The sequence below is a fragment of the Janibacter sp. Soil728 genome (assembly GCF_001428305.1).
Taxonomy (GTDB): domain Bacteria; phylum Actinomycetota; class Actinomycetes; order Actinomycetales; family Dermatophilaceae; genus Janibacter.
Genome location: NZ_LMRZ01000006.1, coordinates 546,547 through 563,084, shown reverse-complemented (window position 1 = coordinate 563,084; position 16,538 = coordinate 546,547). Strand labels below are relative to the sequence as shown.

Sequence of the window (16,538 nt, the reverse complement as noted above, 5' to 3'; positions counted from 1 at the left end):
CCTTCGCCAGCGCCTTCGTCCGCGCTCGTGGGTCGGAGTCCTCTGCGAGTGGTTTTCGCAAGGACATCCAGGGTTTGCGGGCGGTTGCGGTCTCGCTCGTGGTCATCTTCCACGTGTGGCCGCACAGCCTGACGGGCGGGTTCGCGGGCGTCGACGTGTTCTTCGTGATCTCGGGGTACCTGATCACGGCGCACCTGCTGGCCAAGCCCCCGCGGACGGGTCGGGACCTGGGGCAGTTCTGGGCGCGTCGTATCCGTCGGTTGTTGCCGGCTGCGTTGACGGTGCTGGCGGTGACTGCGGTGGCCAGTCGGGTGCTGGCGCCGAGCACTCAGTGGGCGGGGACGGCCAAGGAGATCATCGCTTCGGCGTTGTACGTGCAGAACTGGCGGTTGGCGGGCTCGTCGGTCGACTACCTGGCCGAGGACAACGCGCCCAGCCCGGTGCAGCACTACTGGTCGCTCTCGATCGAGGAGCAGTTCTACCTGCTGTGGCCGTTGCTGATCTTCGCGGCCTTCTTCATCGCCAAGCGCTACCACCGCGATGCCACGACGTTGGCCAGGTGCGTCATCGCGGCGATGGTCGTGGTGTCCCTGACCATCTCGGTGTGGGCGACGGCCACGTCGCCGGCGAGTGCGTACTTCATCACCCCGACCCGCATGTGGGAGCTGGCGGTGGGTGGTCTGGTGGCCACGGTGGGCACGATCGCTGCGAGCGGTCGGTTCCGGGTGGCGGCGGTGCCTGTCGCGTGGCTGGGTCTGGCGGCGATCGTCGTGACCGGGTTCACCTACACGGGGTCGACKCCCTTCCCGGGGTACACGGCGTTGCTGCCGGTGCTGGGGACGGCGGCGGTGATCTGGGCTGGTTCCCAGCACGTGCTGTCGCCCACGGGGATCTTCCGGTTCNTCCCGGGGTACACGGCGTTGCTGCCGGTGCTGGGGACGGCGGCGGTGATCTGGGCTGGTTCCCAGCACGTGCTGTCGCCCACGGGGATCTTCCGGTTCMGKCCGATCCAGTGGTTGGGGGATGTGTCGTACTCGGTGTACCTGTGGCACTGGCCGTTGGTCATCCTCGTGCCCTTCGTCAGCGGTGGCAGTCTGGGCATTCTGGACAAGGTGGCCATCGTGGTGGCGACGTTGGTCCTGGCGGGGTTGAGCAAGACCTTCATCGAGGACAGGTTCCGYCAGCCGAAGCCGGGTGCCCCCCTTCGGCACTCCTATCGTCTGGCGGTGGTCGGGATGGTGGCCCTGACGGTGATGGGTGGCGCGCAGGTCGCTGAGGCCAATCACGGGGCGCTGGCACGAGGCAAGCAGAAGTGTCCGGTCAAGGACGACGCGAAGCTGGTCCCGGCCGCGGAGCTGGCGAAGGAGGACAAGTCCGACGCCTACGCCGACAACTGCTGGACCAACTCGCCCTTCACCGCCCGCAAGACCTGCACCTACGGCGACGGCCCGAAGCAGGTGGCGCTGGTGGGCAACTCCCACGCCGGGCACTGGCTGCCGGCCCTGCAGGCCCTGGCCAAGAAGAACGACTGGACCATCACGACCTATCTCGTCTCACGCTGCGCGGTGACCGACGCGCGTCAGCAGTTCAAGACCGATGCGGATTCCAAGAACTGCTACGACTACGGCCAGTGGGTCAAGAAGCAGACGTCCGGGAAGAAGTTCGACCTCGTCATCACCTCGGAGCGGCAGTCGGTCCCGGTGCTCGGGGAGACCCAGGCCACCACCAAGCCGAAGGCGGTCGCCGGGTACGCGAGCTACCTGCGCGACTGGGCCAAGGGCGGCACCAACGTCCTCGCGCTCAAGGACCCGACCTACCCCGGGATCAACATCCCCGACTGCTTGGCCGAGCACCCGGACGACCAGTCGAAGTGCTCCGCACCCAGGCAGGACTGGATCATCGACGACTCCCTCGTGGACGCCGTCAAGGAGGTCGACCTGCCGAAGGTGACGTACGCCAACTTCGACGACCTGGTCTGCGAACCCACCGTGTGCCGCGGTGCCAACGGCGGAGTCATCACGTACTTCGACAAGTCGCACCTCAGCGCCACCTATGTCAAGACCATGGCGCCGTTCATGGCGAAGGAGATCGAGGCCGCAGTCAGGCGGTGACGTCATGGGCGAAGGGGGGATCCCCCCTTCGCCCGGTCAGTCCTGGGGGTGCGGTCTCGCCGGGTCGAGGACTGCGTCGACCGCGCGTGCGGCCGCGTGCCCGTCGTCGTGAGGCGCGAAGCGAGCGATGAAGTCGTCCAGGCGTGCCTCGTCCGTGACGCCGGCCGTGAGGCTCGTGCGCAGGGCCGCGTAGAGCTCGTCCTCGGTCGTGGTGATGGGCCCCGGCACCTCGCTCTGGTAGTCGAGGTAGAAGCCGCGCAGCTGGTCGCGGTAGTTGTCCAGGTCGTACGCGTGGAAGACCATCGGCCGGCGTAGGAGCGCGTAGTCGAAGAACACGGACGAGTAGTCGGTCACCAGGACGTCGCTGACGAGGTAGAGCTCCTGGATGTCCGGGTACTTCGACGCGTCGACGACCCGGTGGCGCAGGTGCTCGGGCACGGTCAGACGGTCGGCGATGAGGACGTGCATGCGCAGGAGCAGCACGACGTCGTCGTCCATCTCCTCTGCGAAGCGCTCGAGGTCGAAGGGCAGCTCGAAGGAGAACCCGCGCTGGCCCTTGGAGTCGTCGCGGAAGGTGGGGGCGTAGAGGACGACGCGCTTGCCCTCGGGCACCTGCAACCGCTGCATCACCTGATCGGTCAGGGTCGACACGTCCGATGTGCAGAGGATGTCGTTGCGCGGGTAGCCGGCCTCGAGGACCTCGCCGTCGTACCGGAAGGCCGAGCGGAAGGCCTTCGTGGCGTACGGGCTGGGCGAGAGCAAGGTGGTCCACTGCGCGACCGCGTTGGTCACGCGTTCGACATAACCCTCGTCCCGGCCGACGACGTCGTCGAGGTCGTGGAGCATGCGCTTGAGCGGCGTGCCGTGCCACGTCTGGAGGTACACGCCGGACCGACGCCGGCGGATGTAGTGCGGGAAGTTCTGGTTGTTGACCCAGTACCGGGCCCGACCCAGGTGCCAGAAGTAACCGGGTGACAGCCGCTTGACGACGACCAGGTCGGGGTCCCACACGGGGACCGCCTTGTCGTAGACCCAGATCTTGCGTCGAGGGTCCTTGCGGCGGACGAGCTCCTCGTAGATGTAGCGCGGGCTGTCGCTGTACTGCTTGCCGATCCCGCTCTCGAAGAGGATGGACTCCTGCGCCGGCAGCATCCGGGCGAAGGCGAACAACCGGCGCATGACGGGGAAGTACTGGGGGTGCCGGCGAGCGCGATGCAGCAGCAGCTGGGGCAGCTCGCTCTGCTCGACGGCGTGGCGCACCGAACGGCGGCTCTTCGCGGTGCGGACCGCCTCGATGATCCGCTCGTTGTTCTGCCGATCCGGGTGGGCAAGGAACCGGGAGGAGCGCGCGGCGTACTTCGGGTCGATCCGCCCGCCGCGGGCCAGCGCCTCGGCCAGCAGGTCGAGGGTGGTCCCGGCGTCCTGGGCGATCGGTCCGGGCAGCTCGTTGGGGAGGTCGAGGTGACTTCCCCAGCGGCCCAGGAAGCGGCTGACGTCGAACTGGAAGTAGATGACGGTCTTGTCGAGGAAGGAGAAGTCGAACCCGGGGCTCGAGTAGTCCGTGATCATGACCTCGCTCTGCTTGAGCAGGTCCTGGACGTCGACGTCCCCCTGGTGGACCACGGTGACGCCCGGCGCCCGGAAGTGGTTGCTGAACTGCTGCATGTTGGGGTGCAGGCAGAAGACGACACGGGCGTCGTGCTGGGCGAGCAGGGCCGTCAGCCTCGGGTCCGTGAGGAGCCCGTGCCACTCCTGGAAGTACTGCGTCTCGGTGAAGGTCGCCGGGTCATGCATCCAGTCCCGCCACGTCGGGAGCACGAGGATCTGCCCCTTGACCGGCGCGGGCGACCCGTCGAAGAGGGCGTCGAAGCGCGCCAGACCGGTGACCGCGACCTCGTCCGGCCGGTAGCCGAAGTCCTGGACGATGTACTCCTTCTCGCGCTCGGAGGAGACGAGGAAGAGGTCGGTCTCGAAGGAGGTGACCCGCTTGCCGTAGTTGAGGGCCATCCACTTGGTCCCCATGACGCCGTGCTGGAGGAAGACCTTGGGAGCCTTCATCTTGCGGGCGAAGCGCGGGGTGCGCGCCGGGTAGAGGAAGTTGGGGTGGTGGGTGCCCACGAGCCGGTCAGCCTGCAGGCACATCTCGATGTGCTCGAGGGACTTGAAGTCCAGGACGTGGTCGAGCCCCTCGAGGTTGGCCCGCTCCGGGGAGTCCTCCTCGATGACGTAGTACGCGTCGATCTCGGGGTGGTGGGCGCGCAGATGACGGAAGAGGTGCAGTCCGTTGTCCTGAGCCTTGTACGGGCGTTCGCCCACCAGCCAGACGGGCTTGGCGCCGGGACGTAGACGGCGCAGCGACCCGGTCCCCGGGCGCATGAGTGCGCGTAGCCGCTGGTGGGCGTCTGCCGGGAAGAGCTCCAGGTGCAGGGAGGGGAACTTTGCCTTGAACGTGTAGTACGGCGTGACGGCCAAGGTGGTGTCGCCCGATGTCGCCCAGCCGTCGTTGGTGCCCTTGCGCACGAGGTAGGGGGTGCGCCCCACCCGACCGCGGACGACCTCACCCTCCTGGGTGGTCGCCTCGATCCACAGGTCCGCGATCGTGTCCTTGCCCAGGCCCTCCTCGAGGTCGCGGAGGAAGTCGTGCTCGGAGGAGAACTCGTAGAAGTGGGCGCCGAACCCTCGAAAGGACCGTGTGGTGTCGGCGGTGATCCGTGCGGCGCTGCTGGACCGGTAGGTCCCGTCGCGACCGACGAGCTGGAGCTCGGCGCCGGTCAGGACGGTGTGCCGGGATCCGAGCGCTCCGGCGATCACGAGCCGCCCGTCGTCGATCCGCAGGTGGGAGACCTCGACGCGCAGGTTGGGGCGGATCTCCTGGTCCATGACCAGAGCGAGGTGGCCGTTGCGGTTGACGTAGGGGAGGACGGGCGCTCCGGCCGAGTTCGTGACCGAGGTGAAGGAGGGCTCCGTGGTCTGCTGGAAGCGTCCGAGCGGAACCCGGTAGCGCAGGACCTCGTCCTCCTGGACGACCTCGGCCGCGTACCGCGGGGGCCGCTCGCGGTCCTCGGTCACCGAGGTCCAGACGGAGGTCTTCGCGCCGCCCTGCATCTCTTCCTCGGTGGCGTCGTCGAGATCGAGCGGGATCTCTGGGGCGACGATGTCGAGGTCGAAGGCCGTGCGGTGCCGGATGGCCGCCTCGCCCCGGACGGTGGTGTCCTCGGACTGCCACGAGCCGACCCGGACCCATTCGTCTGCCAGGAGCACGAACACGTCGTCCAGGTGCAGCGAGGGGCCGGTGAGGGCCTCGATGGTCATCAGGCCACCCGACTGCTGCATGTCCAGGTGGATGCGCGAGTACGGCCCGACGGTCGGTGGGCGCGAGCGTCGCCGTTGGCGGCGCGCTCGGACGGCCTTCTGGGCGATGAGGGCGGGGACTGGCATGTGACTCAACGTTCGTAGGGGGAGGTGAAGGGCAACAGGGTCGTGACGATCCGATCGACACGTCGGTGCGCGAGGTCCGGGTGGTCGGTGTGCGTCTCGTTCAGGCAGTAGCAGTCGAGGTCGGAGCGCACCAGCATCCGGTCGATGCGCCGCTCGCTGTCCGGGTCGCCGATGTCGATGAACTCGTACCGGGTGTCGGCCGCGACCGCCCGTCCGGTGGCGGCGGCCCAGAAGGCCTGCAGCTGAGCGGCCAGGGAGACATCACTCGGTCGTCGAAAGCGTGCGGCGCTCGTGCGGCGCACGACCTCTGGACAGGCCTCGTCGATCTCCGCGAGCACGTCCCTGCGCTGCGGGTGCGGCGTGTGCCTCGGCCGCGTCATCGGCCGACGGCCGAACCTGTCCTCGATGATCCGAGCGCCGTTCTTGAAGGCAGCGACCACGGGGAGGTCCGCGGTATCAGGCTCGCCGTCCTCGACGGGGATCATGGACGGAAAATACCTCAGCAGCCCACCGGCGGTGAAAAAGTGCTCCGGGCGAAGGGGGCGGGCCAGGAAGACGTCGTCGTTGAGGTAGAGGTAGTGCTCGGCAAGACCCGGGATCCGGTGGAGGTTGGCCTCGATCGCGTGCGAGTTGAAGGTGGGCAGGTGCGACGCGTCAGGGAAGATCTCGTCGTGGCGCACCAGACGGATCTGGGGGTGATCGGTGTCCAGCCACGACGGGACCTGGCCGTTGGTGACGATGTGGATCGTGCGCACCCAGCTGGCGAAGGCGGCGACGGACCGCAGGGAGTGGCGCAGCTCCTCGCGGCTGGTGAATCGTGCCGACGAGACGGCGCTCCTGTGCGTCGACGACGCGTCGCTGCCGCGGCGCGCGGCGTCGAAGTCTGCCTGCCACGCCGGGTCGTCCGCGTCCACCCAGGTGTAGACGACGTCGATGGGGAAGGTCACCTGCTCGAGCGCTGCAGGGGCCCGGCGAACGGGGGCGCCGGTGAGCGCCTCGGGGGTCAGGAACCGGGTGTGCGGGTTGGTCCGAGGAGCGACCAGGGTGCCGGCGGGCAGGATCGGTCCGTCCGGGGACGGCCGAGGCGTGGCGGTCTGCTCCCAGATCTCGAGGTCCACACCGAGGTCGATCGTGGGCAGCAGCCTGCCGGCGAGGGAGACCTGGGCGGCGAAGACGCGGACCACGTCGCCGGGGCCCAGGGTGAGGGGGGAGGTGATCGAGCTCGCGGGGCCGCACCCGGAGGCACGGACCCGGGCGACGTGCAGGTGGGGATCGCCCCCCAGTGCGGCCAGGACCGGACCGACCCGGTCGACGTCGACGGACGACACGACGATGCGGTGGGGTTCCGCGTCGATGCTGTGCAGCGTCTGGTGGGCCACTGCCGCGTCGGTCAGCGCTGAGCTGACGACCTCCTGAGACCGGTCCCGCAGTGCCCAGGCGTCGAAGCGGTCGACGACCTCGGCGGTCATGACCGACCGTCCCCGCCGAACACGGCGGGAGTCCCCGACGGACGCGTCGACCACGGAGACCGGGCGGGTGCCGTCCCGGACCGACCGCGCGAGGAGTCGGGCCCGGCCGCTCACACCCTCGAGCACGAACCAGACTCCGCAGCGAGGAGGGTGCCGGTGGTCATCGAGGGGTTCCTTTGACGTGGTTTGTGGGACGGATGACGGTCATGGTCACCGTAGTTCACGGACGTCGTCCCGGGGCTGCGCCGACACGCTCGCACCGCAGCCGAGGGGCGTGCTCACAGGATCGGGGGATGACCCATCCGGGTGAGCCGCAGGATGGTGCGCCACCTCATGGGCCGCCTCCCCCTGGGGTCCTTGACCAGGCCCTCGCGGAAGCCCGCGAACCAGTGTCGGAGGTCCTGCGGCTGGCGCCACGAGCGCAGGACCGTCACCCCGGTCCACGCAGCGACGTAGAGCACGGCCAGGGGAAGGGGGAGATTGCGGCGGGCCACCCAGACACGGTTGCGGGCGTTGAGCCTCCAGAAGAGGGCGTGCCGGGTCGCCTCGGTGGCCGGGTGGTGGATGAGGAACTCCGGCTCGTAGACCAGCTCCCAGCCTCTGTCGCGCAGACGCCAGGCCAGCTCGATCCCTTCGTGGCCGAAGAAGAAGATGCTGGGGAAGCCGCCGACCTCCTCGAAGGCTGCCCGCCGCAGGAGGACGACGCCCTCGCACACGGCGAACGCGGGGCCGCCGACGGTCGGGTCGCCCACGTGCGCGCGCGGCACCCAGCGCCGCAGGGTGACGCCGTCGGTGTCGGCCACCCGGGCGTGCACCAGGCCCATGCGCGGGTCTGCCCGGAAGTGCTCCAAGGCCCGCGAGAGGGCGTCTGAGTCGGGCACCCACGCGTCGTTGTCGAGGAAGAGGATGAACTCCGCGCTCCCGTGCGTCACCCCGATGTTGCGCCCTTCGACGGGCCCGAGGTTGTCGAAGAGGTGGACGGTGTGCACGTCCTCGGCGAAGCCCTCGGGGTCCCAGCCGTTACCGACGAGGATGAGCTTGACGGACACGTCGGTCTGGACCCGGACGGACTCCAGGGCACGCAGCGTTTCCTCGTACCGGTCGCCCTGGGAGAGCACGACGACGTCGATGCGGGGGGTGGGCGGGACAGGGGTCACCGTGGCGTCGGCAGCGCGCGGCGACGAACTCATCGGGGGTGCTCCTCACAGGTGGACGTGCAACGAGCCTACGTCGAGGGCCCATAGACTGAGGCCCCTCAGTCCCGAGCGCCGCTGCGAGAGGTCACCACTTCATGGGCAAGACTGTCATCACCTACGGCACGTTCGATCTCTTCCACATCGGACACCTGAACATCATCAAACGGCTCAGCGCGCTGGGTGACCGCCTCATCGTGGCGGTGTCCACCGACGAGTTCAACGCCATCAAGGGCAAGCGGCCCATCGTGCCCTTCGAGCAGCGCCTGGAGATCGTCCAGAACATCAGGGACGTCGATCTGGCCATCCCCGAGGACCGGTGGAGCCAGAAGGCCGAGGACATCGCCACCTACGACGTGGACATCCTCGGCATGGGTGCGGACTGGACGGGCAAGTTCGACGACATCTCCGACGACATCGAGGTCGTGTACCTGCCCCGCACCGACGGCATCTCCACGACGGAGATGAAGCGGGTGCTCAGTGCCTTCGACGCCCGGCACGTCGAGGAGCTGAAGCGGGCCATCGACAACATCGGTCAGATCGTCAAGGAACTCAGCTGAGGGACCCGCTCGCGCGGTGGTGACGGCCACCCGCGGGCGTGGGGAGGGGCTGTGCGCGCGCCAGGTGCACATGCCAAAAGCCGTAGGTCGGTGAGGACCTACGGCTTGGTGTGGCCAGGGGCGGGGTCGAACCGCCGACCTTCCGATTTTCAGTCGGACGCTCGTACCAACTGAGCTACCTGGCCGAGCCGGTCCGAACTGGACCAGCGAGCGACCCTGACGGGACTCGAACCCGCGACCTCCGCCGTGACAGGGCGGCGCGCTAACCAACTGCGCTACAGGGCCTTGTGTCGTACAAGGCTTCGTACTTTCGTGCTTCGTGCGTATCCCCAACGGGATTCGAACCCGTGCTACCGCCGTGAAAGGGCGGGGTCCTAGGCCGCTAGACGATGGGGACCCGTCTCCGAGAACCCCTCGCTACGCAGCAGGCAGCACCCGAATCCGTCGAGGACTCGGAAAGCATACGAAAGATCTGGCCGAACGCCAAAACGTCCTCACGGGCGCGTGGGATCGAGGGCGAACCGAGCGGCTGCACGCCATCCACCCAGCTTGTCCGCGCGCCTGATGGCGAAGGCAAGCCGGACGATCGGGGCCCGTCGGCCGAAGGCGCGGTTGAGCACCGCCGCGCGGACCCGGGCGTCACCTGCCCCCCAGCGGTGACCCGAGCTGTCGGCCGGGTGGACGCCGTAGACGTAGTCGATGGCGTCCGCTCGCCGCCCTGCCCGGAAGAGGTCGAAGATGAAGAGGTACTCGTCACCGAGGTAGAGGTCGACGCCTGCGCCGAAGCGCTCGTCGAAGCGCACGCCTGCAGCCTTGACCTGCTCGACGTCGACGAGCATCTCGTAGGTCGCTGCGCGGGCCGCGGAGAAGCTGGTGAGTCTCTCTCGGCCGCCCATGGGCCGCCGCTTGCGCACCACCCCGTCGGGGGTCGTGCCCAGGCCCAGAGCCAGGGCGGAGCCCGACCGGGAGAGGTAGTCGATCCCGGCCGCAACACCCTCGAGATCGACCTGCACGTCGTCGTCGCAGAAGAGGAGGTAGCGGCGGGTCGTGGCCTCGATGACCGCGTTGCGGCTGCGGGCCACTCCTCGACCGGGGACGTCGATCAGGCGGTCCCACTCGTGGTGGGGGGTGACCCGGTCGAGCCCACCCTGGACGGCCACGATCACCTCGACCTCGTCCGCGCCGTCGGGGACTCGGATCGCGCCGGTGCGCTCGGCCAGGCTCGACCAGCCGATGGTCAGCTGGGACAGCGCGCTGCTCGTGGAGCTGCTCATGGGGCTGGTCGTCGTCAGGCTCATCCGTCGTCCTCGTCGTCCTCGTCGTGGTTCAGGGAGAGGTCCTCGACCACCGTGTCGATGGCCTCGGTGAGTGCGTCGGCAACCTCGTCGAGCTTGTCGTCGTCGACCCGGACCTGCGTGGTCAGGGCCCGCAGGTCGATCCCTGTGAGATCGAGCGGCAGGTGTGGGATGTCGAGGGCGACCTCGACGCCGGCGCCGAGGGCGTAGTCCTCGACCTTCAGGGGCCCGTCGGCGCGTGCGGAGTCCAGGCCCTCGAGACCGACGAAGCCCACGGGGACGCCGTAGCTGTGGCAGGCCACGAGCACCGGCAGAGAGCTCGTGAGCACGGCGTCGTGGTCGACGAGCGAGGCGAGGAAGGCGCGGACCTCGTCCGGGTGGCTGAAGAGCAGGGGCAGGTCGTCGACGTCCTCGGGAGTGGTGACCTGCGCGCTCGCGTGGAGCACGTGCCGGACGAGGGCGACGCGGCCGTTGCCCTCGCCGCGCTCGAGCGGGACGAGACGGCGCAGGAGCAGGCCGGGGTCGCCCCAGCGGTCGACGGCCGGACCGCCCCGTCGCGTGAGGAGGTCTGCGGAGATGGGGCCGCGGAGCGAGACATAGGTCGCGTCGGGCGCCATCGGGTGGGCGGTGGAGCTGATGCCCGTGCCGACGACGACGGACGAAGGGGTGATGAAGCGCCCGAGGGAGCCGAGGCCGACGAGGTGGGGCTCGGTGGGAGACGACGTCGGGGAGACATAGCTGATGCTGCGCCGCGCGTGCGTGCCCACCACGAGCGGGCTCATCCACTCGCCGGCATTGCCGGGCAGGGGCTTGGGCCACCAGGCGAGGGGGAGCGGCTCGTTCCCCGGGTGGGCGGTGACGTGCGCGGCGAAGGACACCGCGGCACCCTGCGCCGCGGTGACGGCCTCGCTGCGCCGCGCGTCGGGGCTGACCCGCTCCATGATCGTCGCGATCATCTCGCGGTCGCCCCGCTGCCCGGCCGCCAGCAACCAGACGGGGGCCTTCGAGGCCGGGATCGCCTGCTGCAGCTGCTCGGTCGAGGGCCGCACGCGGGCGGCCTTGGCGAGCGTGGTGTTGGCGCGGGCGGAGGCCCGGGCGAAGCGCATCATCGAGGAGGAGAGGTTGCCGACCTGGCCGAAGGCGATGCGGCCCGCGAGCAGGAAGACGACGGCGTCGCCGACCGCCACCTCGCCCTGCACGGTGCGCTGGAGCACGCACACGAGGGTGACGACCAGGCCGAGGCTGCCGATGATGCCGCCGAGCTCGGAGGTGCGGATCCGGGTGCCGATGCGCTCGCCGACCGAGATGGTCCCCGGCTGGTTGCCCATGGCCACGTAGTCGCGCTGGAGTCCCAGGTGCCGGGAGAAGAGCCAGATGATGATCGCCAGGACGGTGGCGGACGCGATGGCGTTGACCAGGCCGGTCACCGGGTCCAGGACCGCGATGAGGGCCGCGAGGGCGATGATCTGCACGATGCCGACCATCTGGTTGGACAGCTCGAGCGCCATCGCCCAGTCCCAGCTCTCCTGGGCGCGGTTGCGGTCGGCCAGCGAGGTCTCGAAGCGGCGGCGGAAGACCGAGATCCGGGCGATCTTGACGACGTGGTGGACGACGCGGGCCAGCGCGAAGAGGACGAAGAAGAGCGCGCCACTGCGCACCACCGCGCCCGGGTCACGCTGGAGGGTCTGCGGACCGGTCGTGATGAGGTGGGTGAACATCCGGATGACGAGCATCTCCATCACGGGCACGCTCGCCATGACGAGGGCGAGGCCGGCGGCCTCCCCCTTCGCTCCCGGGGTGGGGAAGAGGCGCTGGAAGACCTCTCGCAGGTGCCGCCACGTGCTCTCTCGAGCGGGGGCCGTCGTCAGGGACGTCGGTCCGGCCGTGGCGACCACCTGGTCACTCGGCACGGCGAAGGTACTCCTCCACGCCGCCACGCATGGCCTGCTCCACCTCGTCGAGCTTGTCGTCGCTCAGGCGGACCTGCGAGACGAGGTCCTCGAGCGAGATCTTGGTCAGGTCGAAGCGGATGAGCTGCGGGTCGTAGTCCTTGTCGAGCCCGGCGCCGCGGCTGTAGTCGGCGTACTTGATGCCGGTGCCGGGGACGGCGTTCTGGAGGCCCTCGAAGTTGATCAGCCCACAGGGGATGCCATAGCTGTGGCAGGCGATCATCACGTGCATCGCGCTGGTGAGGACGTAGTCGGAGCCGACGAGCTGCTCGAGGAAGGCCTGGATCCTCGCGGGGTGGGACATCCGCACGTCGATCTCGTCGACGTGGTCCGGCAGCACGAGCGGGACGTTGGCGTGGGTGAAGTGGCGCACCAGCGTCGCCCGGCCGGTCGTCTCCCCGCGCTCGAGCGGGACGGCCCGGCGCAGCAGCACGCCCGGGTCGCCGAAGGACTCGACGTCGGGTCCACCGGAGTCGCGCAGCGCCTGGGCCGTGATCGGACCGCGCACCGAGTGGTACGACGCGCTGCCCTCGAGCAGGTGCTCGGTCGTGCTGATGCCCGTCCCCACGACGATCGAGGAGGGCTTGATGAAGCGACCCACGGATCCGATGGTGAAGAGGTGAGGGTCGTTGGTCTTGGCGGTCGTCGGGATGTAGCGCACCGGGTTGGGCGTCTCGTGCGCCAGCACGAGCGGGCTGAGCCAGTCGCCGAAGTTGCCGGGGAAGGGCTTGACCCACCAGGCGAGCGCCACCGGCGTGCCGGGGCGCTCGGGGGTGGCGTAGTGCGCGAAGGAGTTGGCGACCTCCTTGGCGGCGATCTCCGGCTTGCCGGGGACGATTCGGTCCTCGATCTTGCCGTAGAAGTTCTCGACGGCCGCCGCGTCGCCCTTCTGGCCGGACGAGATCATCCAGTTGACGAGCTTGGCCTGGGTGCTCGGGCGGGTGCTCCCGGGGCCTGCGGTGTGCGCGGTGAGGCGGTGGGTCACGCCAGTGCGGTCGGCGATGCGGCGCAGCCGGTGCGCGGCCTGCACCGGCAGGGCGCGCTCGACGCGCTTGGCGGCCTGGAGGGCCACGTGCTTGGCGGCGGTCCGTCCGGACATGGCGCCGATGAGCGCGCCACCGACGGCGCCGACGGCCTTGCCACCGATCGCGGAGTGCTGCTCGACCTTGTCCTTGAACTCGGCGACATTGCCGCTCGCGCCGAAGGAGAAGAAGGGGGTGATGCCGCTGTCGGCCTGAGCCTTGGAGAGCATCGCGGGCGACGGGATGATCTGGAAGGTCATGTTGGCGCCGTTGGCGCGCCACGACTCCTCGAAGAAGTAGTCGTCGGTCGCCTTGATGTCCATCTCGCGCTCGAAGGTCGCTGCGTCGGCCATGAACTTGCGGGCCGCGGGCGTGGTGTTGATCCCGAAGAAGCAGGGCTCCCAGAAGCGGGTCTTCGACAGGTAGCCGATCGACGAGGGGGTCCCGAAGCCGCGCTGGAAGCCGATGAGGTCGGCGGTCGTCGAGGCGATGAACTCGGGGAAGGCCAGGAGCGAGCAGTCGACGTCGATCCAGTAGACGCGCTTGTCCGGGTTGGCCAGGCACACGCCGTTGAGGAAGCCGATCTTGCGCCGGGTCAGGTCGGCCCAGTCGTCGTCGGGTCCCTTGTGGATCTCCTCGAGCTCCAGCTGAACACCCAGCCCCTCGACATTGCCGCGCAGCGTGTCGGCGTGCGCCCGGTAGTAGTCGTCGTCCGTGTAGAAGGAGCAGACGACGATGTCGTCGCGCACGCTCGCAGTGTCTGCGGCCATCAGGCGCTCAGTGTCTGTGGTCATCGGGAACTCGGGGCCTCTTTCGTGCACAGTGCTCGGTCAGGGTGTGCTCGTGCGGGGGGCAGGCGACCATCGCTCCCACACCGTGAATTGTGCCCAGTGCAGCGGTGGACCGGTGGTTGCCCCGCCGAAGGTTCCCGCATCAAAGTGACTTCGGCATGTCGCCCAGGTGGCCAACCGGTGGGACGAGGGCAGTCCGGGCGGAGCCCCGAGGCTCAGCCTGCGGCCCACGAGCGGACGCGCTCGACATCCCAGGTCGTGACGATGCGGTCCAGGGGGACTCCGAGGCGGTCGGCACGCTCGGCGCCGTACGCCTTCATCTCGAGCTGACCGGGGGCGTGCGCGTCGGAGTCGACGGCGAAGAGGCACCCGATCTCCAGGGCCAGCGCCACGAGCTCGTCCGGCGGGTCGCAACGCTCTGGGCGGGAGTTGATCTCGACGGCGACGTCGTGCTCGGCGCAGGCCTCGAAGACCGCTCGGGCGTCGAAGTCACTCTGTGGCCGGGTGCCGCGCCCGCCGGTCACCAGGCGTCCGGTGCAGTGGCCCAGCACGTTGACGCGAGGGTTCCTGACTGCAGCGACCATCCGTCGCGTCATCGGGTCCTTGGCCATCTTCAGCTTCGAGTGCACCGACGCGGTGACGAGGTCGAGTCGACCGAGCATCTCGGGGGTCTGGTCGAGCTCGCCGTCGTCGAGGATGTCGACCTCGATGCCGGCGAGGAGCGTGAAGGCGTCGCCGAGCGAGTCGTCGATCCGCGCGATCAGGTCCAGCTGACGCGAGAGCCGCTCCACCGACAGCCCGTTGGCGATCCGCAGACGTGGGGAGTGGTCGGTGAGGACCATCCACTCCTGGCCGAGCTCGACGGCGGTGAGCACCATCTCGTCGATCGGACTGCCCCCGTCGGACCAGTCGGAGTGCAGGTGGCAGTCACCGATGATCGCCGCGGTGTAGGCCTCACCGCCCTCGACGAGCGGCCCGCCGTGCTCGTCCTGCTGGGTGGCGAGGTAGTCGGGAAGCTCGCCGCGCACGGCCTGCTCGATGACGCCGGCGGTGGACTTGCCGATGCCCGGGAGGTCGGTGATCGTGCCGGCCTCGACCCGCTGCGCGACCTCCCCTTCGTCCAGGTCGCGCAGGACCTGGGCCGCACCGCGGAAGGCCTCCACGCGGCGGCTGTGCTGCCGGGAGCGCTCGAGGAGGAAGCCGACTCGGCGCAGGGCCTCGATCGGGTCGACGGGTGCCTGCAGTGGCTCGAGGGATCTCACGGCGTCACCAGGAGGTGTGCAGCGGTCGGCCCTCGGCGAACCCGGCCGTCGACTGCAGGCCGACGAGCGCGCGCTCGTGGAACTCCTCGAGCGACGTGGCGCCGGCGTAGGTGCACGAGCTGCGCACGCCGCCGATGATCTCGTCGATGACGTCCTCGACGCCGGGTCCGGCCGGGTCGACGTACATCCGCGAGTTGGAGATGCCCTCCTCGAAGAGCGCCTTGCGCGCCCGGTCGAAGGGGGAGTCCGCCGCCGTGCGGCTCTGCACCGCGCGTGCGGAGGCCATCCCGAAGGACTCCTTGTACCGCCGACCGTCGGAGTCGGTGACGAGGTCGCCGGGGGACTCCAGGGTCCCGGCGAACCACGAGCCGATCATCACGTTGCTGGCGCCGGCCGCGAGCGCGAGGGCGACATCGCGGGGGTGGCGGACGCCGCCGTCTGCCCACACGTGCCTGCCGAGCTCACGGGCGGCCGCAGCGCACTCGAGGACCGCGGACAGCTGCGGGCGTCCGACGGCGGTCATCATCCGCGTGGTGCACATCGCGCCGGGTCCGACGCCGACCTTGACGATGTCGGCCCCCGCCTCGATGAGCTCGCGGGTGCCTGCGGCCGAGACGACGTTGCCGGCGGCGATCGGTACCTGCGGGTCGAGCGCCCGCACGGCCGCGAGGGCGTCGAGCATCTTGGTCTGGTGGCCGTGTGCCGTGTCCACGACGAGCACGTCGGCGCCGGCCTCGAGCAGCGCCGCTGCCTTGCCGCCCACATCGCCGTTGATGCCGACCGCTGCGGCGATGCGCAGCCGTCCCTGTGCATCCACGGCGGGGGTGTACATGCTGGCGCGCACCGCCCCCTTCCTCGTCTGGATGCCGACGAGGCGGCCGTCGGCATCGACCACCGGAGCCACCCGACGGCGGGCTCGGTGCAGCTCCTCGTAGGCGGTCCGCGGGTCCGCGTCGGCGGAGATCGTCATCGGTTCGGGGGACATGACGTCCCGGACCTGGGTGAAGCGGTCGACGCGCTCGAGGTCGCTCTCGGTGACCACCCCGATCGGGCGACCGTCCTCGACGACGACCCCGGCGCCGTGGGCCCGCTTGTTGATCAGGGCGAGGGCCTCACCGGCCGTGGTGCTCGGCTCCAGGGTGATCGGGGTGTCGTGGACGAGGTCGCGTCCCTTGACGAAGGCGATCACCTCGGCGACCACCTCGACCGGGATGTCCTGCGGGATGACGGTCAGGCCTCCGCGGCGGGCGGTCGTCTCCGCCATCCGGCGCCCGGCGATCGCCGTCATGTTGGCGACGACGAGCGGGATCGTGGTGCCCGTCCCGTCGTTGGTCGCGAGGTCGACCCCGTGCCGGCTGGCGACATCACTGCGCCGCGGCACCATGAAGACGTCGTCGTAGGTGAGGTCGAACTGGGGCATGAGGCCGTTGAGGAAGTCCACGGTCGCG

Annotated in this window: 10 protein-coding genes, 3 tRNA genes and 1 pseudogene; 3 read left to right on the top strand and 11 right to left on the bottom strand. The window is 69.5% G+C overall.

Going from position 1 to position 16,538, the window contains the following annotated elements:
- Nucleotides 1-74: 74 nt before the first annotated feature.
- A pseudogene (locus ASG73_RS18660) lies at nt 75-902 on the top strand (acyltransferase family protein); the annotation flags it as partial.
- A 1-nt stretch (nt 903) separates the two neighbouring features.
- Nucleotides 904-2,111, top strand: a 1,208-nt coding sequence (locus ASG73_RS18655; RefSeq protein ID WP_442905394.1) for an acyltransferase family protein, incomplete at its 5' end; no start/stop codon positions are given.
- 36 nt (nt 2,112-2,147) lie between these two features.
- On the opposite strand, the gene ASG73_RS16005 is transcribed toward ASG73_RS18655, so the two are convergent.
- From ASG73_RS16005 to ASG73_RS15995, 3 genes are all read right to left on the bottom strand, one after another.
- Nucleotides 2,148-5,549, bottom strand: coding sequence for a CDP-glycerol glycerophosphotransferase family protein (locus ASG73_RS16005; protein ID WP_055997500.1), 3,402 nt, complete (start codon nt 5,547-5,549; stop codon nt 2,148-2,150).
- A 5-nt stretch (nt 5,550-5,554) separates the two neighbouring features.
- Nucleotides 5,555-7,144: a stealth conserved region 3 domain-containing protein gene (locus ASG73_RS16000; protein WP_055997496.1), complete on the bottom strand. Its 1,590-nt coding sequence runs from the start codon at nt 7,142-7,144 to the stop codon at nt 5,555-5,557.
- 152 nt (nt 7,145-7,296) lie between these two features.
- Nucleotides 7,297-8,208, bottom strand: a complete 912-nt coding sequence (locus ASG73_RS15995; RefSeq protein WP_055997493.1) for a glycosyltransferase family 2 protein — start codon at nt 8,206-8,208, stop codon at nt 7,297-7,299.
- Nucleotides 8,209-8,309: 101 nt separating this feature from the next.
- Here ASG73_RS15995 and ASG73_RS15990 point away from each other — a divergent pair, with 101 nt between their 5' ends.
- Complete coding sequence (locus ASG73_RS15990) at nt 8,310-8,771, top strand: adenylyltransferase/cytidyltransferase family protein (protein WP_055997490.1); 462 nt, start codon at nt 8,310-8,312, stop codon at nt 8,769-8,771.
- A 111-nt stretch (nt 8,772-8,882) separates the two neighbouring features.
- Here ASG73_RS15990 and ASG73_RS15985 read toward each other — a convergent pair.
- The 8 genes from ASG73_RS15985 to ASG73_RS15950 form a co-directional block, all read right to left on the bottom strand.
- Nucleotides 8,883-8,956, bottom strand: a tRNA-Phe gene (locus ASG73_RS15985).
- A 26-nt stretch (nt 8,957-8,982) separates the two neighbouring features.
- Nucleotides 8,983-9,056 (bottom strand) — tRNA-Asp (locus ASG73_RS15980).
- A gap of 39 nt (nt 9,057-9,095) precedes the next feature.
- A tRNA-Glu gene (locus tag ASG73_RS15975) sits at nt 9,096-9,168 on the bottom strand.
- A 97-nt stretch (nt 9,169-9,265) separates the two neighbouring features.
- Nucleotides 9,266-10,069: a glycosyltransferase gene (locus ASG73_RS15970; RefSeq protein ID WP_055997487.1), complete on the bottom strand. Its 804-nt coding sequence runs from the start codon at nt 10,067-10,069 to the stop codon at nt 9,266-9,268.
- Nucleotides 10,066-11,976 carry a polysaccharide pyruvyl transferase family protein gene (locus tag ASG73_RS15965; protein WP_055997484.1) on the bottom strand — a complete coding sequence of 637 codons (1,911 nt, stop codon included), beginning with the start codon at nt 11,974-11,976 and terminating at the stop codon, nt 10,066-10,068. Before ASG73_RS15965 ends, ASG73_RS15970 begins: the two co-directional genes overlap by 4 nt.
- A complete protein-coding gene (locus ASG73_RS15960; RefSeq protein ID WP_055997481.1) occupies nt 11,966-13,831 on the bottom strand; it encodes a polysaccharide pyruvyl transferase family protein in 1,866 nt (621 codons plus the stop codon). The genes ASG73_RS15965 and ASG73_RS15960 overlap by 11 nt, the downstream gene beginning before the upstream one ends.
- Before the next feature lie 212 nt (nt 13,832-14,043).
- Nucleotides 14,044-15,090, bottom strand: a complete 1,047-nt coding sequence (locus tag ASG73_RS15955) for a PHP domain-containing protein (RefSeq protein ID WP_055997479.1) — start codon at nt 15,088-15,090, stop codon at nt 14,044-14,046.
- 4 nt (nt 15,091-15,094) lie between these two features.
- Nucleotides 15,095-16,531, bottom strand: a complete 1,437-nt coding sequence (locus ASG73_RS15950; RefSeq protein ID WP_055997476.1) for a GuaB1 family IMP dehydrogenase-related protein — start codon at nt 16,529-16,531, stop codon at nt 15,095-15,097.
- Nucleotides 16,532-16,538: the final 7 nt, after the last annotated feature.